Origin of the sequence: Exiguobacterium antarcticum DSM 14480, from assembly GCF_000685865.1 — a bacterium.
Classification (GTDB): Bacteria; Bacillota; Bacilli; order Exiguobacteriales; family Exiguobacteriaceae; genus Exiguobacterium_A; species Exiguobacterium_A antarcticum.
On record NZ_JMKS01000003.1, the window covers coordinates 539,751 to 563,965 of the forward strand.

At 45.7% G+C, this 24,215-nt stretch carries 24 protein-coding genes and 1 other annotated feature; of the genes, 10 read left to right on the forward strand and 14 right to left on the reverse strand.

Translation table 11 applies throughout. The features are described 5' to 3' along the window. The first annotated feature begins 9 nt into the window (after positions 1–9). The 3 genes from P404_RS0103765 to P404_RS0103775 all read left to right on the forward strand — a co-directional run bounded on the left by P404_RS0103765 (position 10) and on the right by P404_RS0103775 (position 1,965). A complete protein-coding gene (locus tag P404_RS0103765; protein ID WP_026830011.1) occupies positions 10–495 on the forward strand; it encodes a GAF domain-containing protein in 486 nt (161 codons plus the stop codon). Between the two features lie 225 nt (positions 496–720). Beyond that, positions 721–1,320 (forward strand): 30S ribosomal protein S4, encoded by a 600-nt coding sequence (gene rpsD, locus P404_RS0103770; protein WP_014971018.1) that lies wholly within the window; start codon positions 721–723, stop codon positions 1,318–1,320. 117 nt (positions 1,321–1,437) lie between these two features. Next, the gene (locus P404_RS0103775; RefSeq protein ID WP_026830012.1) at positions 1,438–1,965 is read left to right on the forward strand and encodes a biotin transporter BioY; all 528 of its coding nucleotides are present in this window, start codon (positions 1,438–1,440) and stop codon (positions 1,963–1,965) included. Between the two features lie 213 nt (positions 1,966–2,178). Here the strand turns inward: P404_RS0103775 and P404_RS18180 are convergent. Then, a protein-coding gene (locus tag P404_RS18180) for an IS3 family transposase (protein ID WP_236624306.1) occupies positions 2,179–3,734 on the reverse strand; the annotation gives its coding sequence in 2 pieces (ribosomal slippage) (positions 2,179–3,095 and positions 3,095–3,734; 1,557 coding nt in all). A 229-nt stretch (positions 3,735–3,963) separates the two neighbouring features. Beyond that, complete coding sequence (tyrS, locus tag P404_RS0103790; RefSeq protein WP_014971020.1) at positions 3,964–5,211, reverse strand: tyrosine--tRNA ligase; 1,248 nt, start codon at positions 5,209–5,211, stop codon at positions 3,964–3,966. A gap of 48 nt (positions 5,212–5,259) precedes the next feature. Continuing rightward, positions 5,260–5,463 (reverse strand) — a binding site (T-box leader). 150 nt (positions 5,464–5,613) lie between these two features. Between tyrS and P404_RS0103795 the strand changes: the two genes are divergently transcribed. Then, positions 5,614–8,265, forward strand: a complete 2,652-nt coding sequence (locus P404_RS0103795) for a transglycosylase domain-containing protein (RefSeq protein WP_026830015.1) — start codon at positions 5,614–5,616, stop codon at positions 8,263–8,265. A 143-nt stretch (positions 8,266–8,408) separates the two neighbouring features. Here P404_RS0103795 and acsA read toward each other — a convergent pair whose 3' ends face one another. Next, positions 8,409–10,112 (reverse strand): acetate--CoA ligase, encoded by a 1,704-nt coding sequence (acsA, locus tag P404_RS0103800; RefSeq protein ID WP_014971022.1) that lies wholly within the window; start codon positions 10,110–10,112, stop codon positions 8,409–8,411. Positions 10,113–10,258: 146 nt separating this feature from the next. On the opposite strand from acsA, the gene P404_RS0103805 reads away from it, so the two are divergent. From P404_RS0103805 to P404_RS0103820, 4 genes are all read left to right on the forward strand, one after another. Further along, positions 10,259–10,891 carry a GNAT family N-acetyltransferase gene (locus P404_RS0103805; protein ID WP_014971023.1) on the forward strand — a complete coding sequence of 211 codons (633 nt, stop codon included), beginning with the start codon at positions 10,259–10,261 and terminating at the stop codon, positions 10,889–10,891. Positions 10,892–10,902: 11 nt separating this feature from the next. Beyond that, positions 10,903–11,535, forward strand: a complete 633-nt coding sequence (locus P404_RS0103810; RefSeq protein ID WP_014971024.1) for an acetoin utilization AcuB family protein — start codon at positions 10,903–10,905, stop codon at positions 11,533–11,535. Then, positions 11,532–12,722: an acetoin utilization protein AcuC gene (locus P404_RS0103815; RefSeq protein WP_014971025.1), complete on the forward strand. Its 1,191-nt coding sequence runs from the start codon at positions 11,532–11,534 to the stop codon at positions 12,720–12,722. The genes P404_RS0103810 and P404_RS0103815 overlap by 4 nt, the downstream gene beginning before the upstream one ends. Positions 12,723–12,835: 113 nt before the next feature. After that, positions 12,836–13,594, forward strand: coding sequence for a FixH family protein (locus tag P404_RS0103820; RefSeq protein WP_014971026.1), 759 nt, complete (start codon positions 12,836–12,838; stop codon positions 13,592–13,594). 56 nt (positions 13,595–13,650) lie between these two features. Here P404_RS0103820 and ccpA read toward each other — a convergent pair whose 3' ends face one another. The 4 genes from ccpA to P404_RS0103840 form a co-directional block, all read right to left on the reverse strand. Continuing rightward, entirely contained in the window at positions 13,651–14,664 is a 1,014-nt protein-coding gene (ccpA, locus tag P404_RS0103825) for a catabolite control protein A (protein ID WP_014971027.1), read from the reverse strand. Positions 14,665–14,821: 157 nt separating this feature from the next. Continuing rightward, positions 14,822–15,907 (reverse strand): bifunctional 3-deoxy-7-phosphoheptulonate synthase/chorismate mutase, encoded by a 1,086-nt coding sequence (locus P404_RS0103830; protein WP_014971028.1) that lies wholly within the window; start codon positions 15,905–15,907, stop codon positions 14,822–14,824. 125 nt (positions 15,908–16,032) lie between these two features. Beyond that, the gene (locus tag P404_RS0103835) at positions 16,033–16,599 is read right to left on the reverse strand and encodes a YtxH domain-containing protein (RefSeq protein WP_034774254.1); all 567 of its coding nucleotides are present in this window, start codon (positions 16,597–16,599) and stop codon (positions 16,033–16,035) included. Next, the gene (locus P404_RS0103840) at positions 16,599–17,168 is read right to left on the reverse strand and encodes a DUF948 domain-containing protein (RefSeq protein WP_014971030.1); all 570 of its coding nucleotides are present in this window, start codon (positions 17,166–17,168) and stop codon (positions 16,599–16,601) included. Before P404_RS0103840 ends, P404_RS0103835 begins: the two co-directional genes overlap by 1 nt. A 139-nt stretch (positions 17,169–17,307) precedes the next feature. Between P404_RS0103840 and P404_RS0103845 the strand changes: the two genes are divergently transcribed. Further along, complete coding sequence (locus P404_RS0103845; protein WP_026830016.1) at positions 17,308–18,420, forward strand: aminopeptidase; 1,113 nt, start codon at positions 17,308–17,310, stop codon at positions 18,418–18,420. A gap of 51 nt (positions 18,421–18,471) precedes the next feature. Here P404_RS0103845 and P404_RS0103850 read toward each other — a convergent pair whose 3' ends face one another. From P404_RS0103850 to P404_RS0103880, 7 genes are all read right to left on the reverse strand, one after another. Beyond that, positions 18,472–18,912 (reverse strand): Dps family protein, encoded by a 441-nt coding sequence (locus P404_RS0103850; RefSeq protein ID WP_014971032.1) that lies wholly within the window; start codon positions 18,910–18,912, stop codon positions 18,472–18,474. A 130-nt stretch (positions 18,913–19,042) separates the two neighbouring features. Then, a complete protein-coding gene (locus tag P404_RS0103855; protein ID WP_014971033.1) occupies positions 19,043–19,558 on the reverse strand; it encodes a DUF2179 domain-containing protein in 516 nt (171 codons plus the stop codon). Between the two features lie 174 nt (positions 19,559–19,732). Next, positions 19,733–21,028: a UDP-N-acetylmuramate--L-alanine ligase gene (gene murC / locus P404_RS0103860; RefSeq protein WP_014971034.1), complete on the reverse strand. Its 1,296-nt coding sequence runs from the start codon at positions 21,026–21,028 to the stop codon at positions 19,733–19,735. Positions 21,029–21,106: 78 nt separating this feature from the next. Continuing rightward, entirely contained in the window at positions 21,107–21,931 is an 825-nt protein-coding gene (locus P404_RS0103865) for a hypothetical protein (protein ID WP_026830017.1), read from the reverse strand. 37 nt (positions 21,932–21,968) lie between these two features. After that, complete coding sequence (gene ytpR, locus P404_RS0103870) at positions 21,969–22,577, reverse strand: YtpR family tRNA-binding protein (RefSeq protein ID WP_014971036.1); 609 nt, start codon at positions 22,575–22,577, stop codon at positions 21,969–21,971. A 53-nt stretch (positions 22,578–22,630) separates the two neighbouring features. Continuing rightward, a complete protein-coding gene (locus P404_RS0103875) occupies positions 22,631–23,428 on the reverse strand; it encodes a DUF1444 domain-containing protein (protein ID WP_026830018.1) in 798 nt (265 codons plus the stop codon). Between the two features lie 54 nt (positions 23,429–23,482). Further along, positions 23,483–23,791 carry a thioredoxin family protein gene (locus tag P404_RS0103880; RefSeq protein WP_026830019.1) on the reverse strand — a complete coding sequence of 103 codons (309 nt, stop codon included), beginning with the start codon at positions 23,789–23,791 and terminating at the stop codon, positions 23,483–23,485. 125 nt (positions 23,792–23,916) lie between these two features. On the opposite strand from P404_RS0103880, the gene P404_RS0103885 reads away from it, so the two are divergent. Beyond that, positions 23,917–24,207 (forward strand): hypothetical protein, encoded by a 291-nt coding sequence (locus P404_RS0103885; RefSeq protein ID WP_014971039.1) that lies wholly within the window; start codon positions 23,917–23,919, stop codon positions 24,205–24,207. Positions 24,208–24,215: the final 8 nt, after the last annotated feature.

Consider the following 24,215-nt stretch of genomic DNA (forward strand, 5'->3'; position numbering starts at 1 on the left):
GAATTTTTGATGTTCGAGACAACGACTTATGACGGTGACCGTACGAAACAATATGAAATGCTGAATAAACAGTTAGATGCCTTGCTCGCTGGCGAAACCAATCAAGTCGCTAATCTTTCCAACGCAAGTGCTTTACTTGGTCAATTCCTGGAGCGGACGAACTGGGTTGGTTTCTACTTAACGGATACGGCGCAAAATGAACTAGTCCTCGGTCCATTCCAAGGGTTACCGGCCTGCGTCCGAATTCCGTTTGGACGTGGTGTCTGCGGAACAGCGGCACAAGACCAAATCACACAACTCGTCATGGACGTCCATGCCTTCCCAGGTCATATCGCCTGTGATGCAGCTACGAATTCCGAAATTGTTGTTCCATTGGTGCAAAACGGTGTCACGATTGGTGTTCTTGATATCGATAGTCCTGAACTGAATCGTTTTGACGAAACGGATCAAGCCGGCCTCGAAGCATTTTGCAAAACGCTTCTTCGTCATATTTGATTGACAGCAGGAATATGCAGACGTATACTTGTAAAAGTGCAGAAATGATAACGATAGCGGTCAAATCGCTTACGTATCACATTTCATGACTCGGCTTTGCCGGAGGGGCATCGTGTAACTTTGCTATCAAGCGAGGGTGCCACATCATGAAATGGGCGTAACGTGGGTTTGATGGCGTTATTATTTTTATGCAAATAATAACGAACACTAAGGAGGAGTCTTATTATGGCTCGCTATACAGGTCCAGCTTGGAAACTTTCACGTCGTCTCGGTATCTCTCTTACTGAAACAGGAAAAGAAATCGCAAAACGTCCGTACGCTCCAGGACAACACGGTAACAGCCGTCGCAAAATGTCTGAGTACGGTCTTCAACTTCAAGCGAAGCAAACGCTTCGTCACATGTACGGAGTAAACGAACGCCAATTCAACCGTATCTTCAACGATGCTGGCAAAATGCCTGGTATCCACGGTGAGAACTTCATGTTCTTACTTGAAGCACGTCTTGATAACGTTGTTTACCGTATGGGTATGGCTCGTACACGTCGTGCTGCTCGTCAGCTCGTCAACCACGGTCACATCCAAGTTGATGGCGCTCGCGTCGACATCCCGTCGTTCCGCGTGAAACCAGGTCAAACGATTTCAGTTCGCGAAAAATCGAAGAACTTTGTCGTTATCAAAGAAGCACTCGAAGTTGCACCAGCAACTAAAGACTTCATCACGTTTGATGCTGAGAAGCTCGAAGGAACTTTCGTTCGTCTTCCAGAACGTTCAGAGTTGAACGATCAAATTCAAGAACAACTCGTCGTTGAGTACTACTCACGTTAATCAGTTGTTTCAAGCATCCACTTCGGTGGGTGCTTTTTTTATGTTTTCATCTCCCTCCTTTTGTGTTAACCTTTTATTTATATTGGTTAACACATAAAGAAGAGGACGTGTCATTTTATGAAAACAAAAGATCTTACATTCATCGCCTTAGGGGCTGCCATCATTTCTGCGGTCAGTTTATTACCGCAACTTCAACTCGTCGGTCCGGTTCCGATTACCCTTCAAATGCTTGCCATCATGACGGTCAGTGCCATCCTCGGCGCAAAACGCGGCGGACTTGCCGTGCTCATCTTTTTATTGCTCGCTGCTGCCGGTCTTCCCCTGCTCGGCGGAAAAGGTGGACTTGCTCCGTTCGTCGGTCCGACGGTCGGCTATTTGATTGCCTTTCCGATTGCCGGATTTTTCATTGGCCTCGTCGCTGAGAAAACCCGTCGTTTCCTCCCGCTCTTCATCGGGATGTTGGTTTTTGGACTCGGACTCGTTTATCTGCTCGGGACATTGGGGTTGATAATCGTCTTACAGCTATCCTTCATGGATGCACTCGTCATCAATATCCCGTTCATCATCGGGGATCTATTAAAGGCCTTGATTGCTACGACGATTGCCGTTCGTTTACTCCCGCTTCGCTTATTCCGGATGGCTTAACAAAACGGGGCTGACTCATAAGTCAGGCCAAAATCAATCCTTGTGACGGACGTGTCCGACATCCTCGCTTTCCATGGGCGGAAGCGCTAATCGCGCTTCCTTTTCCCATAGGAGTCGAGGATGAACGTTTCCGTCTTCCATCAATCAAAAGGCCGATGATCCCATCTTTGAACTGCTCCCCGTCAAGTAGACAGGCGAAATAATAAAAATCTTTTAAACGGCTTGAGCCCTGAATTCCAGCGGACTCAAGCCGTTTAGTCGTTCTTGGTATCGTTCTTCGTTATAGAATCGAATGTATTGCTGAATCGCATGACAGAGTTCGTCGAACTCCTCAAACTTATGTAGATAATAACTCTCACACTTCAATGCGCCCCAGAACGATTCCATCGGACCATTATCGATGCATTTACCGACACGAGACATACTTTGTGTAATGCCTGCTGCTTTCGTCATTCGACGGAAAGCATGCGACGTATATTGAAACCCACGATCGCTATGTAGAAGTGATTGGCTTTCTGGTGCGCCCTGAAGGGCGCGTTCAAGCGTATCGAACACGAGTTGATTGTTATTCGAATGACCGATGACAAACGAACGAATGGATCCGTCGTACAGGTCTAGAATGGCACTTAGATACGCCTTTTGGGATGCGCCATACTTCAGTTCCGTGACATCCGTTACCCATTTCTGATTCGGTCCCGCCGCATGGAAATCACGATTCAGGATATTCTCTGTCGTCTGTTGAGGAAGGTGGCGCATATATTTGGGACGCTTTCGACGGATGACACAGTAGATTCGGGCAACGCCCATCAAGCGACGGATTCGCTTCGAGTTGACGTTTCTGCCAAAGCGACGTTTCAGGTTCAGTGTCATTCGGCGGTATCCGTAAATTCCGTTCACCGAATAGTGAATCTGGCACATCTCTTCGATGATCCGTGTGTTCTCGGTCTCCCGTACCGTCGGTACACGATGTAACCATTTATAGTAAGCTGCACGCGAGATACCCGCAAGGTCACATAAGGCTACGATGGGATAACCGAATTGCGCTGCGAATGACTGGATCGCCTCGTATTTATCTCGATTACGAACTTGGCTTAACGTGACCTCCTCTCGATCTCCTCTAACTTTTTTAGGAAAGCGTTCTCCATTCGCAGACGCTCATTTTCTTTCTCGAGTTGTTTCATTTCAATAGTGAAACGTTCTCCAGCGGTCAATTCTTCCTTCGGTTTCCGACGTCCCCGGCGGTCCAACAGTGCGTCTATCCCGTCTTTCTCGAACTTCCTTACCCAGCTGTAGATTTGTTGATACGAGACCCGATGGGTCTTCATGGTGTGTTGATAGTCTTTCCCGTTCTGTATGCAGTCCATAACTGCCTCGACGCGCTCTTCGAATGTTGTTTTTCTTGCTTTGGTCATAGTGAATCGCTCCTTCAACGGTTTCCCTTGAGTACTATGACCAGTATACTGGCTAATCCATCTTTGAAGCACGCTCTTACTCGAGATGCCGAATCTTAGCGTGGCACTCCTGAGTGATTCCTCACGGTCTAGCACTGCGCGTACGGCCTGTGTTTTCAGTTCTTCTGAATAGCGTGTCCATCCCGTTCTATTACTTAGAGCTGAGGCACCACCGTGACGGTATCGTCTTCGCCAAGTATTCAACGTATCGAGTGAAAGCTCGAAGAGCGACGCAATCTCCTTTAACGTATATGTTCCGTTATCGTACATCTGTATGATGTGTATTTTTTCATCAAGCAAAAATTTAGATGTGGCCATAGAAAAAGCTCCCTTCAAAAGTAGACAGTTTTGTTATTTCAACTGTCTATTTTTGTGGGAGCATATCACTTTTCACGGGATCATCGGCCTTTTCTATACAAATTCTTATGGTTTACGAAAGAAAAGGGAGTTGGATTTTCGGATCAAACACCGGAAATCCAACTCCTTTCATTCATTTTAATCGAGAGACGCCCTCAATTTTGAGTCAGCGTTGTTTTTGTGGTTATGTTCAAGCATGTTCCAAGACAAAGTATTTCTTTTTCCCACGCCGGATGATCGTGAAGTCACCAATCGCATCTTGTTTCGTGATCTCTTTCGTCAGTTCTTGTTCGCGATCTCCGTTGATGTAAATGGCACCATTCGTCACATCTTCGCGCGCTTGACGTTTTGACGGGCTGATCTTCGCCTCGACCAGGACATCGACAAGGTTCGTGTGCTCACCAAGCGTAAAACGTGGCATTCCTTTAAAGGCGTCCGCAATGTCTTCTGCTTTCAACGCTTTGATTTCTCCGCTAAAGAGTGCTTTCGTGATACGTTCTGCTTGCTCCAAGGCCTCCGTTCCATGAACGAGGACGGTCATCTCTTCTGCTAGTCGACGCTGCGCTACCCGTTTTTCTGGTGCGGTTTCTACTTCTTGTTGGAGTGCAATGATTTCTTCATGCGTCAAGAACGTAAAGTATTTCAAGAACTTGATGACATCTAAATCATCGACGTTAAACCAAAACTGGTAGAATTCGTATGGTGTCGTTTTTTCCGCATCGAGCCAGACTGCACCGCCTGCCGTTTTTCCGAACTTTTGTCCATCTGATTTCGTGACAAGAGGGACCGTCATCCCGAATGCTTTTTGATCATGTCCGACACGACGAATCAATTCCATTCCCGCCGTGATATTCCCCCACTGATCGCTTCCTCCAACCTGGAGGCGGCAGCCTTCATTTTCGTATAACTTCAAAAAATCGAATGATTGTAACAACATGTACGAAAACTCTGTGAACGAAATCCCATTTTGGAGGCGGGAATCCACGGAATCCTTGGCTAACATGTAGCTGATCGGGAAATGTTTTCCGATATCGCGCAAGAAATCGATGATCGTCAAATCCTTTGTCCAATCTAAGTTATTGGCAATCGTCACCGGGTTTTCACCTGCAAGCGGTAAGAAACGGGATAATTGTCCTTTGATTCGGTTTGCAAATTCTTCGACGATATCCGATGTATTCAATGAACGTTCTGTTGAACGACCACTTGGATCACCAATCATACCTGTTGCGCCGCCGACTAGTCCAATTACGTGATGCCCCGCTTCTTGGAACCGTTTGAGGACAAGAATCGGCAATAAGTGTCCGATGTGTAACGAATCCGCTGTCGGATCAAATCCTGTATACAGCGTCGTCGGGTTTGCGAGTAATTCTTTTATCCCTGTTTCGTCTGTCATTTGACTAATTAAACCACGAAACTCTAAGTCTTCCAGTAACGTCATCTGTCTTCCCCCTAAAATAATCTAAAAAAAACCGTCCCCTCGAATAAACGAAGGGACGGAAGATTCCGTGGTACCACCCTAATTGCATGAAATTCATGCCACTTAGATTGCCGATAACGGGGCACATCCGCTTGATTTCTCAAGAAGCTCCTGGAAGCGTAATTCATGAAAGCGCTATGTCCTAGTTCGCAGCACCACTAGGTCTCTGATACAGGGAGCGATTCATTACTCAATTCCATTCACAGCTTATTTTTTATATAATCACATTAAGATGTTTCAATGATACGTCGAAGCAGAATCCACTGTCAAGCCACTTTCTGATACTTCAGATATGGTATAATACGCCTATCTGTGATTTAATGTTAATTTACACCCAAGTTTAAGATGTAAAGGAGATCATTTATGCGCGAGAACTGGTTCAAGTTTTGGAATCATCCCCGGACGAAAGCCGTTCGGCACTGGTCGAATATCACATACGACGTATCTTGGAATATCATTTTATTCCTCATTATAGGTGTCTTACTGGTCGGAAGTTTTTCTGTCGGAGCAGCTGGAGGCTATTTTGCGTCGCTCGTCAAAGATACAAAAGCACCTCAATTGACGGAAATGAAGCAACAAGTGAATAGTTATGCCATTACGAGTCAGATTTATTGGGGAAGTGGCGAAAAGTTGACGAACATCTCGACAGATGAAGAACGTCAACCTGTCGATATCAAAGAAATTTCACCCTATCTACTCGATGCCGTTTTATCAACGGAAGATGTTGATTTTTACGAACATGATGGTGTTGTGCCAAAAGCAACATTACGTGCCGTTTTGCAAGAACTCACGAACTCCGCTTCACGAACAGGCGGCAGTACGCTCACGCAACAGTTGATTAAAAACCAAATCTTAACGAACGAAGTGTCATTCGAACGAAAAGCAAAAGAAATCATCTTAGCGCTTCGTCTGGAAAATGCGATGACAAAAGATGAAATCCTGCAAGCGTATCTGAACGTCGTCTCGTTCGGTCGAAACTCACTTGGTCGCAACATCGCTGGAATCGAAGCAGCCTCACGTGGGGTCTTCAATAAACCAGCGAAAAGATTGACGTTACCACAAGCTGCCTTCTTAGCGGGTATCCCGAAAAACCCGTACTACTACACACCGTACCTTCAAGGTGGTGTCATCAAAAAAGACCTGACACCAAGTACCAACCGCATGAAAACGGTTTTAAAGCGGATGTATGTCGCCCAAAACATTACGAAAGCACAGTACGAAAAAGCTGTAAAATACGATATCACAAAAGACTTCGCCAAAACATCAACACGGTCACGTGAGACGTATCCGTACGTCTATGATTTGGCTGAAAAAGAAGCCTTAAAAATCATGACCAGTTATTTCATGAAGCAAGACGGTGTTAAAGAAGATGAAGTCAAACCGTCTGAACTCGCTGAAGTCAAAGCGAATTATCAAGATCAAGCACTTGTCGCGATCCGCCAAGGCGGTTATAAAATTCACCTGACGCTTGATAAAAAAATTCATGAAGCGATGCAGACGCCTGCTAAAAATGCAGCCAATTTCCCAAGTACACTTCAGTATAAACAAGTCGTTGATCCAAAAACGAAAAAAACGGTCAACAAAAAAGATCCGGAAGAGACAGCTGCCGTCTTGATGCAAAATGAGACCGGTCGTATTCTAGGTTTTGTTGGTGGACGTTATACAGATGGAGCTGCGGATGACTTCAACCGTGCTTTCCAAGCGAAACGCCAAATCGGATCAACCGCTAAACCGATTCTCGTCTATTCAAACGGAATCGAAAACGGATTGATTACACCAGCTTCGACGATCAATGATGAAGAATATTATTACCAAACTGTTCCTCGCCAACCGGGAGATAACCCGATCAATAATGAAGGCGGACGTTACCGTGGGAACGTTACGATTCGAGAAGCACTCGAACTTTCGCTGAACGTCCCTGCCGTTAAGACGTACGAAAAAATGAACATGTCAAACTCGATTCAAAAGTTAGTCGACATGGGGATCGAAATTCCCGATAACATCCGTTACGCGCCTTCTGCCGCGCTCGGGACGATGGAAATCACACCGGTTGAGCTTGCAGGTGCTTATGCGACACTCGCGAACTACGGTGAATATGTCAAACCGTATATCATCTCCAAAATTACGAAGGATGGCAAAAATATTTATAAAGCGAAATCAAAGAAAAAACGAATTTATGAAGATCGGACTGCCTATTTAACATTAGATATGATGCGCGGTGTCTTTGATAAAGGAACGGCTCAGTATGCGAATTCCTTACTCAAGGTGCCAGGAGATTGGGCTGGTAAAACAGGGACGACGAACGAAATCAAAGATTCCTACCTTGTTGGTTCAACACCTGGTGTTACACTCGCTGTCTGGACGGGACATGACCAAAACAACTCATTGTTTGGTGCGACGACCTATTATCAACGAACACAAAATGTTTGGGCTCAAATGGCCAACCTGACGTATAATGCGAACAGCAGTTACTTCAAATCAGGTGCTCGCTTCAATCAGCCAGCATCCGTCAGCGCCAATGACTTTAAAAACACAGGGCGTTTCAAAGAGGAAGACAAAAAGAAAAAAGAAGCTGAGGCGAAGAAAAAAGCTGCGGAAGAAAAGAAAAAAGCTGCGGAAGAAAAGAAAAAACAAGCAGAAGCGGAAGCGAAGAAAAAAGCGGATGCTGCGAAAGCAGACGATGCCAAACAAAAAGCGGATGACGCAAAAGCGAAAGCCGATGCAGACGCCAAACGTAAAGCGGACGACGCAAAAGCGAAAGCCGATGCGGACGCCAAACGTAAAGCAGACGACGCAAAAGCAAAAGCCGATGCAGACGCCAAACGTAAAGCGGACGACGCAAAAGCGAAGGCCGATGCAGACGCCAAACGTAAAGCGGATGCCGCAAAAGCGAAGGCCGATGCAGACGCCAAACGTAAAGCGGACGCCGCGGCTAAAAAAGCAGCAGAGGCAAAAGCGAAGGCTGAAGCAAAGGCAAAAAAGAAAGCCAATGAGGACAAGAAAAACACTGAGTAACGCACGCCTTCTTTTTAACCATCGCCCCTTCAGTGGGCGATGGTTTTTTTGTCGCTTTTAGTAAACCGCCAAAGACCACCTGCATCCAAATTCATTTTGGATGCAGGTGGTCTTTAATGGTTTACTGTTCGATCAAGTTGTTATCAATCTTCCATCGTCGAAAGGTCACCCGCTTCAAGATTCAATTCCCAGGCCTTTAAGACACGACGCATGATTTTTCCGCTTCGTGTTTTCGGCAATTTATCCCGGAAGTCAATTTCCCGAGGTGCTGCATGTGCTGCCAGCCCTTCTTTGACGAATTTTTGAATTTCTTGTTTTAATTCTTCGGTCGGTTCATAACCATCCCGTAAAGAAATGAAGGCTTTGATGATTTCACCACGTACCGGATCCGGTTTCCCGATGACACCAGCCTCTGCGACAGCCGGGTGCTCAACGAGTCGGCTTTCGACTTCGAACGGTCCGACACGTTCTCCAGCAGTCATGATGACATCATCCACACGTCCTTGGAACCAGAAGTACCCTTCATCGTCCATATAAGCAGAATCGCCAGAGACATACCAGCCTTTAAAGAAATACGAATCATATTTTTGCGGATTGTTCCAGATTTGACGCATCATCGATGGCCATGGTGTTTTCAGTGCTAAATTCCCCATTCGGAACGGAGGGAGTTCATTTCCTTGATCATCGACAATCGCGGCTTGCGTACCTGGAATCGGTTTCCCCATCGATCCTGGTTTAATATCCATCGATTTATAATTACAGATCATCATCGCACCGGTCTCTGTCATCCACCATGTGTCATGAATCCGTTGGTCAAACGCTTCTTTCCCCCACCGGATGACTTCTGGATTAAGTGGTTCCCCGACTGAGAGGACATGGCGCAGACTGGATAAATCGTGTGTATTCGCAATTTCAGCTCCAGCTCCCATCAGCATCCGGAATGCCGTTGGTGCACTGTACCAGACTGTCACTTTATATTTTTCGATGACACTATACCAAAAGTCCGGATTAAACCGTCCCCCGACGACCACATTCGTCGCTCCATTTAAAAACGGAGCAAAGATACCGTAACTTGTGCCGGTCACCCATCCTGGATCAGCGGTACACCAGTACACATCCTCTTCTTGTAGATCAAGCACCCAACGTCCCGTCATCATATGCTGAATCATCGCATTTTGAACGTGCAGGACACCTTTTGGTTTTCCGGTCGAACCTGATGTGTAGTGCAAGATCAAACCATCTTCTCGGTCTAGCCAGACCGGTTCAAACACATCTGATGCTTGTTCGAAAGCAACCCGAAAATCAGAAATTTTCTCATTTGTTTTAATCTCTTCATCCACTAAAAAAATTTGTTCGAGGGATGTCAACTCATCCACCGGAACACGTGGCAACAAGGCTTTGGTCGTAATCAACATTTTTGCTTCTGAATCAAGTAACCGATCCCGAACGGCTTGCTCCATGAAAGCTTCAAACAACGGACCTACGATGGCTCCAACCTTCAGGGCACCTAGTAGAGCAAAATACAGTTCTGGTGAACGTGGCATGAAGATGAAAATTCGATCTCCTGCTTGGATTCCCGCATCTTTGAGGACGTTTGCGGCTTTATTCGTCAATCGTTTCATATCCGCATACGTAAAGGTCTGTTCTGTCGTCCCGTCAAAATAAATCAACGCTTTTTTATTCGCCCGTTCCCCTTCTGCATGACGATCGATTGCTTCATAGGCCATATTGACTTTCCCCGTCGTCGCCCATGAAAAATAGTGTTCTGCTTCTTTCCAATCATATGAATCTGATCCATCATATTCGGATAACCAATGCTTCCCCGGAAGCGCTTTCAAAACTTTCATGTCTCGTTCCTCCCCTTCGCTGTTCTCTTCTACATTATAAGCTAGTTATCGTGTAGTTCAATCCATTTGCCGTCAATTTGTTAAAAAATCCCTCTCTTTCTCCACCTGCTTTCGACTATAATATACAAGAAGGTGGTGACGCTTACATGTTTGAAAAACAATTCAATCATCGTACTCATGAAACATCGCTTGGTCCAGTTGAAATCGAGGGACCCGTCTCAAGCCGGGTCCTCGCTACGTACACGCTTGATCCAGGATTGACAGCCTTCCGACAACCACTCGAACAACATCAGGCACTTGTTGAAATCGCGGACCTTAAAGAAGGTCGAATCATCGTCGCAAGACAAGGGACCGACATCATCGGTTACGTGACGTTTCTGTATCCCGATCCGTATGAGACATGGAGTGAAGGAAATAACCCGTACATTTTAGAATTAGGTGCCATCGAAGTAGCTGCCCGTTTTCGTGGACAACAGATTGGGAAAAAGCTACTCGAAGTGTCGATGCTTGATCCCGCAATGGAACATTACTTGATTTTGACGACAGAATATTATTGGCATTGGGATTTAAAAGGAAGCGGCTTATCCGTTTGGGATTATCGCAAAATCATGGAAAAAATGATGAATCATGGTGGTCTTGTCTTTTTCCCGACGGATGATCCAGAAATCGCCTCGCATCCTGCCAATTGTTTAATGGCACGCATCGGAAAACATGTCGCACCCGAAGTCGTCGCACATTTTGATGCGTTACGACTCCGCCGTCGCTTCATGTACGATTAAGGAGGGGTCGCATGTTAATCGAACAAATCATGAAGACACACTGTATCACGATTCAACCAACAAATTCGATTGCTCATGCTGCTGATTTGATGCGCCGTCATCAGATCCGTCATCTCCCGGTGACGAATGCTCGCCATGAACTGCTCGGGCTCATCGGACTAACGGAGATACAAAGCGCAAGTAGTGTCTTTCATCCAGATACCTTTTTAGCGGATCAACAAAATTCCGTTTCAAGCATCATGCAACGGACACCGATGACTGCCCATCCACTAGATTTCATCGAGGATGCCGCTGTCTTGTTTTATGAACACCGCCTATCTTGTCTTCCGATCGTCCGCGGTCGCCGACTAGTCGGATTGATTACGGAAACGGATTTGTTACGGACATTCGTCCAGCTGACTGGCGCACTCGAACCGAGTTCACAAATCGAAATCCGGGTTGAAAACACGGCCGGGACTTTAGCAAAAATTGCCGCGTTACTTGCTAAAACGAATGTCAATATCTTAAATGTCTTAGTATATCCGACCGATGATCCGTACGTTCGTATCGTTGCCTTTCGTGTCCAGACGATGAATCCTATCCGGGTCATCGAAAAATTACGAAAGGAAGGATTTGATGTGCTCGGTCCTGATGTGAGCCGATGAAAGACTTTGCTTATCTGTATAGTCCGGCGGAAGCCGCATACTGTTTCTCCGACACGCATCCGTTTAATCCGATCCGACTTGAACTGACCTTGTCGTTACTTGAGTCGACCGGTGCCCTCGAGACGGTTGATTGTCTGGCACCACGACCAGCAACAGACGAGGAATTATTGCTGATTCATGATCCGGACTACATACAAGCGGTGAAACTCGCAGGACACGGCGAACTTTCTCCGCTGAAAGCACAGATGTATGGTCTTGGGACGGAAGATACCCCGCTATTCGACAAGATGCATGAAAGTGCGGCGTTACTTGTCGGTGGAACGATTGAAGCGTGTGACCTTGTTTTATCCGGTCAGTATCGCCGGACTTTTCATATCGGCGGTGGTTTGCATCACGGTTTCCGTGGACGTGCTTCTGGATTTTGTATTTATAACGACACGGCCGTCGCAATGGCAGCGATGATCCAGAAATACGATTGCCGGATTTTATATGTCGATACCGACGCACATCATGGCGATGGGGTGCAGTGGGCCTTTTATAATCGATCTGATGTCATGACCGTTTCACTTCATGAAACGGGACGGTATCTGTTCCCCGGAACCGGTATGGTGACAGAGCGTGGAGCTGAGGAAGGCTATGGGTGGAGTTGGAACGTGCCATTTGATGCCTTCACGGAAGATGCTTCTTTTTTGCACGCTTACCGGACCGTTTTGTTCGAAGCATGCGAACTTTTTAAACCCGATCTCATCATCACGCAAAATGGAGCAGATGCACATGCCCTCGACCCGCTGACACATCTGTCCTTAACGATGGAGAGTTATGAACAGATTCCACAAATTGCCGTTGAAGCTGCCAATCGCTATACAGATGGACGGATTGTCGCCTTAGGTGGCGGTGGGTATGATTGGTACCGGGTTGTCCCCCGTGCCTGGAGTCAAGTCTTTGCTGCATTGACCAATCGCTCTCCCTTTTCTGGTCATCTTCCCGAACAATGGGTGACCCGCTGGCAATCCCATAGTCCAGATGTTCCGACGACCTGGGCAGATCCGCCTTCTCTCTACCCGGTGATTCCCAGACGTCCCGAAATCGAAGAAAAAAACTGGGAGACCGTCAAGCGGTTGCTTTGGCCGTTTGTCGATGACACCAAAAAAGAACAGCTCTCCTTGCTGTCACCCTACTCTGAATGAGTAAAAACGACTTGTTCTTTTCACAATTACTTCGTGGGGACTTCACAAGTTCTTGCTATACTAAATAAGCTTTCATTATTTTACATAGTAAACGAACATTGGGGGGCGTAACGATGAAGAAAAAGACGATGGGCTTTATGGGGATGTTCTTCGCGACCGGACTTGTACTTGCCGGATGCGGGAGCGACAAACAAGCGATGGACCACAACGCGATGCAAGGTTCTGGGAAACCAGCAGTTGACGTCAAGGTCGACGTGCCTGCTAAAACAATGGAAGATCAACAAGTTGTTTTCCAAGCAACGGCACTTGAAAACAAAAAGGCCGTCAACCTCGAAGACGTCACATTCGAAGTTTGGAAAGTCGATAAAAAAGAGGCAACGCATCAAAAATTTAAAGCTGCCTTAAAAAAGACGGGTATGTATCAAGCGGAAGCAAACCTTGCAGAAGGTGAATATGAAGGACTGTACCATATCAATGATAAAAAGGGACTTCATCATATGGACAAGATTTCATTCGTCGTCATGAATCATTCGCACGAAGAAACCTCTAAGAAAAAAGCAGCTACCCATGAGCATCCAGCTGTCGGTGGATTATCCGTCCATTATATGGGTGCGACAAAAATGACGGCCGGAGCGATACTTCCCGTTTCCTTTCATGTCTTTCTAAACGGTGAACCTATCCAAGCTGCCGTTCAAATCGAAGTGATTGAACCCGGTGTCGAAAAGCATATGTACCTTCCCCTCACTCGAAAAGATGATCAATTTGTAGGCGAAGTTTCTTTAACACATCCAGGTACGGCAACAATCCGGCTTCACGTAGAAAACGATCAGTTGCATCATCATCAAGATCAACGCATTATCGTCAAAAAATAAGACCAAAAAAATCTGCTCTTTTTCAGTCGATCTGAAAAAGAGCAGATTTTTTATTTTCATTGTGAACGGGTCGAATCTCGTTGTTCAATCCGATGCGGTAACGTCACATCGTTTGTTTCGATTTCTTCTTTGTTGAGGATTTTAGTCAACAAACGCATCGAAACTGCACCGATATCATACATCGGCTGGACGACCGTCGTCAGCTTCGGACGAATCATCGTCGCAAGACGGGTATTATCGTGACCGATGACTTCGAAATCTTCAGGCACTTGATAACCGGCATCTTGGAGCGCATGAATGACACCTAATGCCATCTCATCTGTTCCAGCAAAGATCGCACGTGGACAATCTTCTCCGAGTTCAAGCAACTGGTTCATGGCTTTCATTCCCGAATCATACGTGTAGTTTCCGAGGACTACGTTCTGTTCGTCAAACGGTAAGTTCGCTTCTTCCAAGGCACTACGGTAACCTGCAAATTTCTTTTCTCCGTTAATTTGCTGTTCGAGTGGTCCTGTGATGAAACCGATCTGTTTATGTCCATGATCAATCAACGACTTCACGGCATCATGTGCAGCACTTTCATAATCGATGTTGACGGCAGGAAGGTCATAATCTTGATTTAACGTCGCAGCTAACACAATCGGAACAGGAGACGTCTTGAATTCCCGGACAAGGTCTTCATGTAAACGACCACCCATGAAGATGATCCCGTCGACCTGCTTCCCGAGTAAGGTATTTAACAAATGGATTTCTTTTTCCGGATTTTGATCCGAATTACATAAGATGATATTGTATTTGTACATCGTCGCGACATCTTCAATCCCCCGCGCTAAATCTGCAAAAAAGATATTCGAGATATCCGGTACAATCACACCAACCGTCGTTGTTTTTTTACTGGCCAGTCCACGAGCGACAGCGTTCGGACGATAGCCGAGTTGATCGATCGCATCCTGGACTTTCTTCCGCGTCGACGGTTTGACGTTCGGATTTCCATTCACTACACGTGAGACGGTCGCCATGGAGACGGCCGCTTCCCGAGCGACATCATAAATCGTTATATTACTGTTCAAAACAAATTCCTCCTTATTTTAGACAATCATTTCGTTTTCATTCTCATTTTCATTTTTAGGCAACACGAAAGGAAGACAGGAAAAGATATCTTTCTTTTCCCATTCTTCCCTCATTGTAAAACGTTTTCATTCGCTATAGGTTACCCTTTTTAGAAAATCATTGAACGTTTAGTGCCGGAAAAGTAGAAGTCAGATTCTCGATGAACGAATCAAACTCATTAAAATCTAGTTGTTGGTTCGCATCTGACAACGCCAGTGCCGGGAACGGATGGACTTCCACCATGACGGCGTCGGCACCGATGGCGTATGCGGCTTTCGCAGTTGGAAGTAACAAGTCCTTCCGACCCGTCGAGTGTGTCACATCGACCATGACCGGTAAATGCGTCTCTTGTTTAAGAATAGGTACGGCAGAGATATCTAGCGTGTTACGTGTAGCACGTTCATACGTCCGAATCCCTCGTTCACACAAGATGACTTGCTCATTTCCGCTTGCCATGATGTATTCTGCTGCATACATGAATTCTTCTAATGTCGCAGACAAACCACGTTTCAAGAGAACCGGCTTGTCCGTCCGTCCCACTTCTTTCAGCAAATCAAAGTTCTGCATGTTACGGGCACCGACTTGAATGATGTCGACGTATGGTAAAGCCGATTCGACCGCACTTGGTGTCATGATTTCAGTTATGACATGAAGACCGTGTGCATCCGCTGCTTTCTTCAACATCTTCAGTCCTTCTAATCCAAGTCCTTGGAAATCATATGGCGACGTCCGTGGTTTGTACGCACCACCACGCATGAAACGGACACCATGCTTCGCCAGTTGCTCCGCCACCTCAAAGACCTGTTCCTCACTCTCGACTGCACATGGACCCGCAATCAATTGTTGTGAGCCGTCACCGATGACATCATCCCCAATTCGAATGATCGTATTCGTCGGCTTTTGTTTTCGTGACACTAACAATTTCCGTGTCCGGTCTTCTCCTTGTAACTCAAGAGAAGCTTTGAAGATTTCTTTAAATACATGCTGTAGGCGTCCTGTTTCGAATGGACCATGATTGCTCGCTGCGATTGATTCAAGCATTTGACGTTCACGAACCGGATCATATCGATCGATTCCTTGGGCACGTTTAACCTTACCAATTTCAACTGCTATTTCTCCCCGCTTATTAATCAACGCTAATAGTTCTGCGTTTACTAAGTCGAGTTCATCACGTAAGCGTTTTAATTCTGCATGTTGATCCATTGTCCTACCACTCCCTAATCAGCGTATAGCTCGTAATAGCAACTAATTATAGCGAACTCTTTTGCAATTGTACATAAGTAAAGCGTACTCACCGTTAAAAGTCAGTGAGTACGCTCCACGAGTGCTTATTTTTTTGGTTGTTTTTCATGACTTAATTTTGCTTGGGGATCATTATCTTCATCTTCTGTGTCTTCTTCGTTTTCTTCCGATGCAAGATCCTCACGTAATTCAGAGAGTCCAGCCACTGTTTCGGTATCAAGTTGTTCGGCAACCGATGCTCCGTCGACTTCATCTCCGATTTCACGTTCGATGTCCCGGACGAGTTGCTCGGCTTCAGCAAGGGCTGCGTCAATGCTGGATTGATCTTTTTCAAAACCAGCATATTGTGCCGCTTCTTGAACGGTTGGATTTTTCTTCGCTTTCTCAATCACCGGCGCTGCTTTATCTTTTGCAAGCTGAATCCATTCACCGACAAGCGGTTCTGCTTTTTCACGAACGACTTGTGTCTGTTCGTTGAGGCGTTGACGTGCCGGTGCTGTACGCTCATCGAGCATACCGCGCATCTCACGGCCTGATTTCGGGCTCGATAACAAGGCCGCTGCTGCACCTAGTAATCCACCAACGATGATTCCGGCGAGGAACCCGCCACCTTTTGAACTATCTTGTGCTTGGTATGGGTGTTGTTTTGTCATCATGTACGATCTCCCTTCAACTCATCTGGAATACTTTCGACATCCGGCACAGAAACGACTTCTGGTGTCACCGGTGTTTCTGATTTTTTACGGAAACGGCGACGTGGTTTCTTTTCGACTGTCGTTGTTGCAGTTGTCGAAGAAGAGACCTCCTGACCCGGTTCTGGTTTGTTTTTCTTAAAGAGTTCAACGGCAACTGAACCCCATCGAACGGCTTGAGCGATTTGTTCTTTATTCGTATCGGCAGCACCTGCGACCGTATCCGATACAGTCCGAACCGAATCCGTCACTTTGTTGAGTGATGTCCCTAACTCTTCGATTGAGTTGGCGACTGGTGCAAGCAATTCCGTTTTTTCTTCAATCGTATCGACGAGACGATTCGTTTTATGTAACAACGCTGTCGTCTCCATCATGATGCCGTCTAACTGACGTTCAAGTCCTGCTGTCGTGTCTGCTACGTTGTTGAGTGTCTTGCTCGCTGCACTTAAGACGCGGGCGAGGAAGATGACAAGTACTACGAAAGCAATCGCAGCTACTAATCCGGCGATTCCGCCTAATGTAATTTCCATGGTTCGTGCCTCCAATTTCTTTTGCTAGTGTCTTGTTGGTAGTTCGACGTAGAAGCAATGGTTCCTGCTACTCCAAATGGTTTATTTCCGTTACAATGATAAATGAAACCTACATACATCATTTGAGGAGGAACTTTTCATGCGTGATCCACGTCTAACACAACTCGCAACGAATCTCATCAACTATTCAGTTGCGCTTGCTCCTGGTGAAAAAGTCTTGATTGAAAATTTCGGAATTGAACGTGAACTCGTTGAAGCTCTTGTCGACGCAACCTATGAAGCCGGTGGCCTTCCATTCGTTCTCTTGAAGGATAACCGCATTTTACGAAAACTCTATCGCCATGCATCAGAAGAACAACTTCAATTAATGGCTGATGTCGAACGAAAGCAAATGCAAGCGATGGACGCCTATATCGGTTTACGTGCAGGCGACAACATCAATGAACTATCTGACGTCCCGTCCGATAAAATGAAGCTCTACGGCAAGACGTTAGGTAAGATGCATACAGAAGACCGTGTGAAAGGCACCAAATGGGTTGTCTTACGCTTCCCGACGACTTCCATGGCACAACTTGCGAATCAGTCGACAGAAGCCTTTGAAGATTTTTACTTCGACGTCTGTACGCTTGATTACGCCAAGATGGGTGAAGCCATGACGCCACTCGTCGATCTAATGAATCGAACGGATCGCGTCCGTCTTGTTGGACCGGGAACCGATTTAGCATTTTCAATCAAGGACATTCCCGCCATTAAATGCGCCGGTAATGCCAACATTCCAGATGGTGAAGTGTTCACGGCACCCGTCAAAGACTCCATCAATGGTACGATTTCCTATAACACACCTTCTCCGTATCAAGGATTTACGTTTGAAAACGTGAAGTTGACGTTCAAAGACGGTAAAATCGTGGAAGCGACGGCAAATGATACAGAACGTATCAATCAAGTATTCGACACAGATGCTGGAGCCCGTTTCGTCGGTGAATTCGCGATTGGCGTGAATCCGTTCATCCAACATCCGATGAAGGATATCTTATTCGACGAAAAAATTGATGGAAGCTTCCACTTCACACCAGGTCAAGCCTACGCAGAAGCCTACAACGGAAATGACTCTTCCGTCCACTGGGATCTAGTCAATATCCAACGTCCTGATTACGGTGGCGGTGAAATCTGGTTTGACGATGTATTGATTCGAAAAGATGGTCGGTTCGTGCTTCCGGAACTCGATGTCTTGAATCCTGAAAACTTGAAATAAGTCAAAAACGGATGGCACATTCCTTATAGGATGCAGCCATCCGTTTTTTCATTATTTTTTTAACGTCGCCCGCAACATCCAAATCTGTTTCTCGATTTCTTTAGCTTGCGCTAACAAATCGTCTTCGACCGTTACATCCTGCGATTCAAGATGTTCGATTGCATCTAACATCTCTTTCCGGACCTGTTGGAAATCACTGATGACCGATTCAACCATCTCGTCCGCTGATAAACCTGATTTTGCCTCTTCAAGCGTCGTTTGTTCCAGATATTCTTTTAGTGTCGCAGAAGGCATTCCGTTGTTCATTAACAGACGTTCTGCTACGACGTCATATTGTTCAGATACCCACGTATACAATTCTTCAAGTTTTACATGTAACGTCAAAAAGTCAGGACCTTTGATGTACCAGTGATAGTTATGGAGTTTTACGAACAGGACACCATAGTTCGCCACCTGTTGGTTTAAAGCAGTTTTAGCATGATTACTAATCATCGTAGATTTCTCCTCTCGTAAAAACTATGTTTTGTTCTATATCATCTTTATCCTTAAATAACAAAACTTAAACATGATTTCATGAGAGAATCTTCCGATGTCCGATTTAAGTGGAACCGACCTTCTAGACTCACTGTGGACGCTTCAATCCTTTGAGCATGTATCCACCTTTAAAATCGACCGAGTCAAATGCCACCAGAAAAGCCTTTGGTTCATATTCTTCGACCAGGTTGCGTAAGAGCTTCATTCGTGTCCGAGCAGCCAGCACATCCAAGCGATAACGAATCCCGTCCCGCCCTTGTCCTTGGTAGTGGGTAACACCAAATCCATTGTCCCGGATGACTTGAATCAACTCAGCCGGGAAATCCTGTGTATGGACTTGAATCATATTGTATCCGATGGCAAGCTTCCGCTCGACGAATCCTCCAATGAGAATGCCAAGTCCAAACCCAAGCGCATAGACAATCATTCCGACTGTCGTCAAATCGCGGAATACGATTCCAAGCGCAAAGATATAAATCAACGTTTCAACTGTCCCCAAGACACCTGCGATGACAGTTCTTCCTTTGACGAGCATGATGGTACGTAATGTCAAGACAGGTACATAAATCAGCTGTAATAATAAGATCAATAAGATTTGGCCCATGACGTCGTTCCTTTCTAAATAACATATCCTCACTATTCCAAAAATCAATTCAAGATGCAATGAAAAGTTAACGACTTTCCGAGTCAATAACTCCTCCTTTTTTTACTGGTTCACGAAACAGACAAAAAAAGACACCGACAAATTTCCGTCAGTGTCCGATTTGTATTTTTATATTCACTTCGTATCTTCATACTGCTGTTGATACGTTTGAATGTCCCCTGCTCCCATGAAGAGCAATACGGCATTTTCATGTTTACTTAACAGTGATACGTTGTCCCGTGTCAAAATTTCCGACCCCGGTACTTTTTCTTGCAGATCCTCTACACGAACTTGTCCTTCTTGTTCACGTGCTGATCCAAAGATCTCGCACAGATACGTCGCATCTGCTTCACGTAACGATGTCGCAAAATCATCCATGAATGATTTCAAGCGAGTGTACGTGTGCGGTTGGAAAATTGCCACGACTTCACGATCCGGATATTTTTTCCGTGCCGATTCAATCGTTGCACTGATCTCTTTTGGATGGTGCGCATAATCATCAACTAGAATCTGTGAACCAAAACTTGATTCACTGAAACGGCGTTTAACGCCACCAAACGAAGACAGACGTGTTGCAACGTCCTCTTTGCTTAATCCTTCATACTGGCAGATTGCAATGACAGACAATGCATTTAAGACATGATGCTGTCCAAAACCAGGAATCAAGAACGTACCGTAGAAATCATCGCGGAGATAAACGTCAAACGATGTCCCGTCCGGTGTTGATGTTGCGTTTTCCGCTCGGAAATCATTGTTTTCGCCAAAACCATAATACAAGACAGGAACATTCGCCTGGATGTTCTGAAGATGTTCGTCGTCTCCACACGCCACGATCGCTTGTTTGACTTGCATCGCCATCTCTTGGAAGGCGGATACGACGTCGTCGATGCCTGTAAAGTAGTCCGAATGATCAAAATCAATGTTCGTCATGATCGCATAATCCGGTTTGTAGTATAAGAAATGCCGTTTGTACTCACATGCTTCGAATACGAACGCTTTAGCATCTTCTACCCCCGCACCTGTGCCATCACCGATTAAAAATGCCGTCGGCGTGATGCCACTTAATACGTGTGACAATAAACCAGTCGTCGATGTCTTACCGTGCGAACCTGTAATCGCAACCGACCGATACTCATCTGCTAAATACCCTAAGAAATCGTAATAATGATAAATCGTCAAATCCAGTTCCTTTGCCCGAGCAATTTCTGGATGATCATCACCAAAGGCATTCCCCTGGATGATGACTTGATTTTCTTTAATGTTGTCCGCACTAAACGGGAAAAACGGAATTCCTTTTGCCCGTAAGGCATCTTCCGTAAAAATATGCTTTTCAATATCAGAACCTTGCACTTGATGATTCATTTCATGTAGTACTTGGGCAAGCGCACTCATCCCAGTCCCTTTAATCCCTACAAAATGATAGTTTGTCATATATGAGCCCTCCAATTCACGTTCCGGTCCGTACCATCGGGCTTGGGTACAAAACCTGTACCATTATAGCAAACCGATTTATTTTTTACCATGTAAATTATTTTGTTCCCGTCGTGCACGATACATTGCCATCAAGTCCTTCGTCGTCATCACGACATTGACCGGCGGACCCGCCGGTTTTTTTATCGGTGTCTGATTTCCTTCTACCGCAGTCTCAACAGCAACCGTCGTCTCGGCCTCCGCGACGACGTCAGTCGCTTCAGGCGTTGCGAAGCGGCGTCCTGTTTCTTCTTCCACCGTTTCAAGTGGAACTGCTGCTTGCGTATCCTCAACTACTCGAGAATGCGGTGGAGCCGCTTCAGTCAGTGGACTGATTAATCCGGATTCTGCCTCGACATCCACGTCCTTTTCATCGATGGTCCGACCGATTGCTGCCTGTTCAGGCAAAGCTACATCATCCGACTCTTGTTCTTCTGATGGCTCTTCGACCTCATCTTCTATCGGCAGTTCGATTGTCGGCTCAGGAACAAGGATGTCAGCATCAGTCATCGGGACTAGACCGGCATCTGCTTCAGTCAAATCTGTCTGTTCCATCGTCTCGATCCGTGACACTTCATTCGTTTCGTCTGTCTCATGTTCAAGCGTCTCTTCCATTCTTTCCTCTTTGAGCTCACTTGAAACCTCGACTTCTGATTCGTCTGAATGGATTTCTTCCTGGATCGACCGTTGCTTTTTAGGTCGCTGGAATCCGTAAATAGGCGATGGAACATCCGTCAACACGAAGCGATCTTCACGTTCTTCTTTTTTTGGACGTTCGACGGGTTTCGTTTCTTTTTCACCTGCCAATTCCCGTCGAATCCGTGCTGCCTGTTCCTTTAACGACTGTTCATAACGATTGCTCATTCCTTCACCCCTCCATCTTGTTAAAAAATCGGTCGAATTATCGACCGATTAAAAATGTTTCTCCCGTTTTCGCTGATTCATCTAATACAAGAATTCCTTTTGCCTGCGGTGCATCCGCTAATGCCAATTCACGAGCAGAGCACAGCATGCCACTCGAAGCTACTCCGCGAAGCGAAGACGGACGAATGATTAATCCAGAAGGCATGACTGCTCCAGGCTTCGCCACTACTACTTTTTGTCCCGCTGCGACGTTCGGTGCGCCACAAACGATTTGCAACGTATGCCCATCCACTTCAACTTGACAGACCGATAACTTATCCGCATCTGGATGTTTTTCGGCAGACACGACGAATCCAACTACGAATTTAGGCGAATAGTCGATGTCGCGGGACTCGAAGTCCACTCCATTTTCTCCTAATACGTGTTGAATCGTTTCAACCAGTTCAGGTGTCACATCAACAGGTCCAACTGTGTCTAACGTAAACTGATTTGACGCTTCAAAGATATTATAACCGATGACGTCTTCTCCATGAAAAATCGTTGCCACGTTTCCTTTTCGTTCAGCTGTGATTTCAGCACGCGGTGCATCTGCTAAGATAACCATCAAGACGTCCCCGACACCTTCTTTATTGTAAAAAACATTCATGCAATCCATGACTCCCTTCAAACTTTCTCACAATGCCTATTGTAGCAGATTATTTAACTTTTCGGCTGCTTGTTTTTTGCAAGGACGAAGACCGGTTCTAGATTCCCTTCGTCGTAGATAAACGGGAGTGCCGTAACGGGAACTCGGCCATTCGTAAAGAAATCAAACATCAATTGTTGCAAGACATCATATCCGGCATCGTTTCGAATATCGGCGAAGATTAAGACGTCTTGATGAGGGATGCCGACCGCAAACTCCCCTGTCATTTTTTCGGCATAGTCGCTTAACAATTGTTTATTTAAGACACGACTTGCCTCGTATCCGTCCCCCGTACTTAAAAAGTAAAAGACGTTCCCAACTACTTCATCGGTTTTAAAGGGGGCATCCAGTGTCTTTACGTTAAAGCGAGCCGCTTCCGACAGATGCTCAGCCGTCCACCCTGCTTGTGCTAACAATTCTTCATCAATCAACCGGTACGTTGCACCCAGGTCGAGCGCATACATGATTTTTGTTTCACCCGTATGAGGGGTACTGATGATTTTTTTACCTTCTTTTGTTTCATCCGCAAATGATTTCGACCGGATGACAGGGAACACCTTTTGTTCATGCCCCGTCAACGAAACGGGTTCAGTCTGTTCCAGGACGGCTTTGATATATTCAATCGTTTCTTCTACTGCTATGACACCACGACGCTTCGTTTTCGCAACAAGTGGGTTCAGACCAAGATCAACACCTGTCCGGTCCTGTTTTCGTTCGATCCGGAGAACTGATTTTTCCCGGTCAAAATACGTCGTATAACGTGATGTTTCAAAAGCCTCTGTCACCAGACGGCGAATTTGTTGTAGTTCCATGAATCTGTTTCACCCTTTCCTATTAAAAAAAGCGAGTCAGCGCTCGCTTTGATCTCAAACTGTCTCTAAAAATGCTGTAACTTGTTCCGGTGTTTTTCGTTCTTTCCCGACATAACGACCTGTCTCTTCATTTTCACGGTAAGCGACAAAACTTGGAATGCCGAAGATATTCATTTCCTGGGCAATTTCAAGGTGCTCATCACGATCGACGTAATAAAAATTGAACTCACTAAACGTCTGTTCCATCTCCGGCATAAACGGGTCTAAAAACCGGCAATCCGGACACCAGTTGGCGGAAAAGAGAAATACAGAACTTTCTTGTTTGGCTTGATCAAATTGTGCTTTCGATTCTAATTTTTTCATTCAGTCCACTCCTTCAATACATGCTTTTTTCATTGGCTTCATCATAGCATATTCGAATGTTTCTGTACGATTTCGTGTTCTGTTTGCTATACTGCAACTAGAAAATGTCTTGAAAGGAAATGACTATGACTGACCAACCTATCAAACATCCCTTCGAACGCTTTGTCGGTTTTGTCGGCATGACAAGTTGTCTGAGATACGGCTATTCGTTTATCGACTCTGAACGCAGCCTTCCCCAAATTCTCCTCTTGCTCGTCGTCGGATTTGCCATCATCATGTTGCTCGAACTATTCACAAAGCAACTTGCCCGAAAATTACCAATCGTTCGGATGCGTTATTTGCTTCCGCTTTATGTTTTGTATTTGTATGTCTTCTTTATCAGCTTCTACTCCAGTTCATTTGGTTTTTCGCTGTGAACACAGAA

Coding starts and splice junctions, on each gene's coding strand:
- P404_RS0103765 (WP_026830011.1), top strand. CDS start 10: ATGTTCGAGACAACGACTTATGACGGTGACCGTACGAAACAATATGAA.
- rpsD (WP_014971018.1), top strand. CDS start 721: ATGGCTCGCTATACAGGTCCAGCTTGGAAACTTTCACGTCGTCTCGGT.
- P404_RS0103775 (WP_026830012.1), top strand. CDS start 1,438: ATGAAAACAAAAGATCTTACATTCATCGCCTTAGGGGCTGCCATCATT.
- tyrS (WP_014971020.1), bottom strand. CDS start 5,211: ATGACGTTACTGGAAGACTTAGAGTTTCGTGGTTTAATTAGTCAAATG.
- P404_RS0103795 (WP_026830015.1), top strand. CDS start 5,614: ATGCGCGAGAACTGGTTCAAGTTTTGGAATCATCCCCGGACGAAAGCC.
- acsA (WP_014971022.1), bottom strand. CDS start 10,112: ATGAAAGTTTTGAAAGCGCTTCCGGGGAAGCATTGGTTATCCGAATAT.
- P404_RS0103805 (WP_014971023.1), top strand. CDS start 10,259: ATGTTTGAAAAACAATTCAATCATCGTACTCATGAAACATCGCTTGGT.
- P404_RS0103810 (WP_014971024.1), top strand. CDS start 10,903: ATGTTAATCGAACAAATCATGAAGACACACTGTATCACGATTCAACCA.
- P404_RS0103815 (WP_014971025.1), top strand. CDS start 11,532: ATGAAAGACTTTGCTTATCTGTATAGTCCGGCGGAAGCCGCATACTGT.
- P404_RS0103820 (WP_014971026.1), top strand. CDS start 12,836: ATGAAGAAAAAGACGATGGGCTTTATGGGGATGTTCTTCGCGACCGGA.
- P404_RS0103830 (WP_014971028.1), bottom strand. CDS start 15,907: ATGGATCAACATGCAGAATTAAAACGCTTACGTGATGAACTCGACTTA.
- P404_RS0103835 (WP_034774254.1), bottom strand. CDS start 16,599: ATGACAAAACAACACCCATACCAAGCACAAGATAGTTCAAAAGGTGGC.
- P404_RS0103840 (WP_014971030.1), bottom strand. CDS start 17,168: ATGGAAATTACATTAGGCGGAATCGCCGGATTAGTAGCTGCGATTGCT.
- P404_RS0103845 (WP_026830016.1), top strand. CDS start 17,308: ATGCGTGATCCACGTCTAACACAACTCGCAACGAATCTCATCAACTAT.
- P404_RS0103850 (WP_014971032.1), bottom strand. CDS start 18,912: ATGATTAGTAATCATGCTAAAACTGCTTTAAACCAACAGGTGGCGAAC.
- P404_RS0103855 (WP_014971033.1), bottom strand. CDS start 19,558: ATGGGCCAAATCTTATTGATCTTATTATTACAGCTGATTTATGTACCT.
- murC (WP_014971034.1), bottom strand. CDS start 21,028: ATGACAAACTATCATTTTGTAGGGATTAAAGGGACTGGGATGAGTGCG.
- P404_RS0103865 (WP_026830017.1), bottom strand. CDS start 21,931: ATGAGCAATCGTTATGAACAGTCGTTAAAGGAACAGGCAGCACGGATT.
- ytpR (WP_014971036.1), bottom strand. CDS start 22,577: ATGAATGTTTTTTACAATAAAGAAGGTGTCGGGGACGTCTTGATGGTT.
- P404_RS0103875 (WP_026830018.1), bottom strand. CDS start 23,428: ATGGAACTACAACAAATTCGCCGTCTGGTGACAGAGGCTTTTGAAACA.
- P404_RS0103880 (WP_026830019.1), bottom strand. CDS start 23,791: ATGAAAAAATTAGAATCGAAAGCACAATTTGATCAAGCCAAACAAGAA.
- P404_RS0103885 (WP_014971039.1), top strand. CDS start 23,917: ATGACTGACCAACCTATCAAACATCCCTTCGAACGCTTTGTCGGTTTT.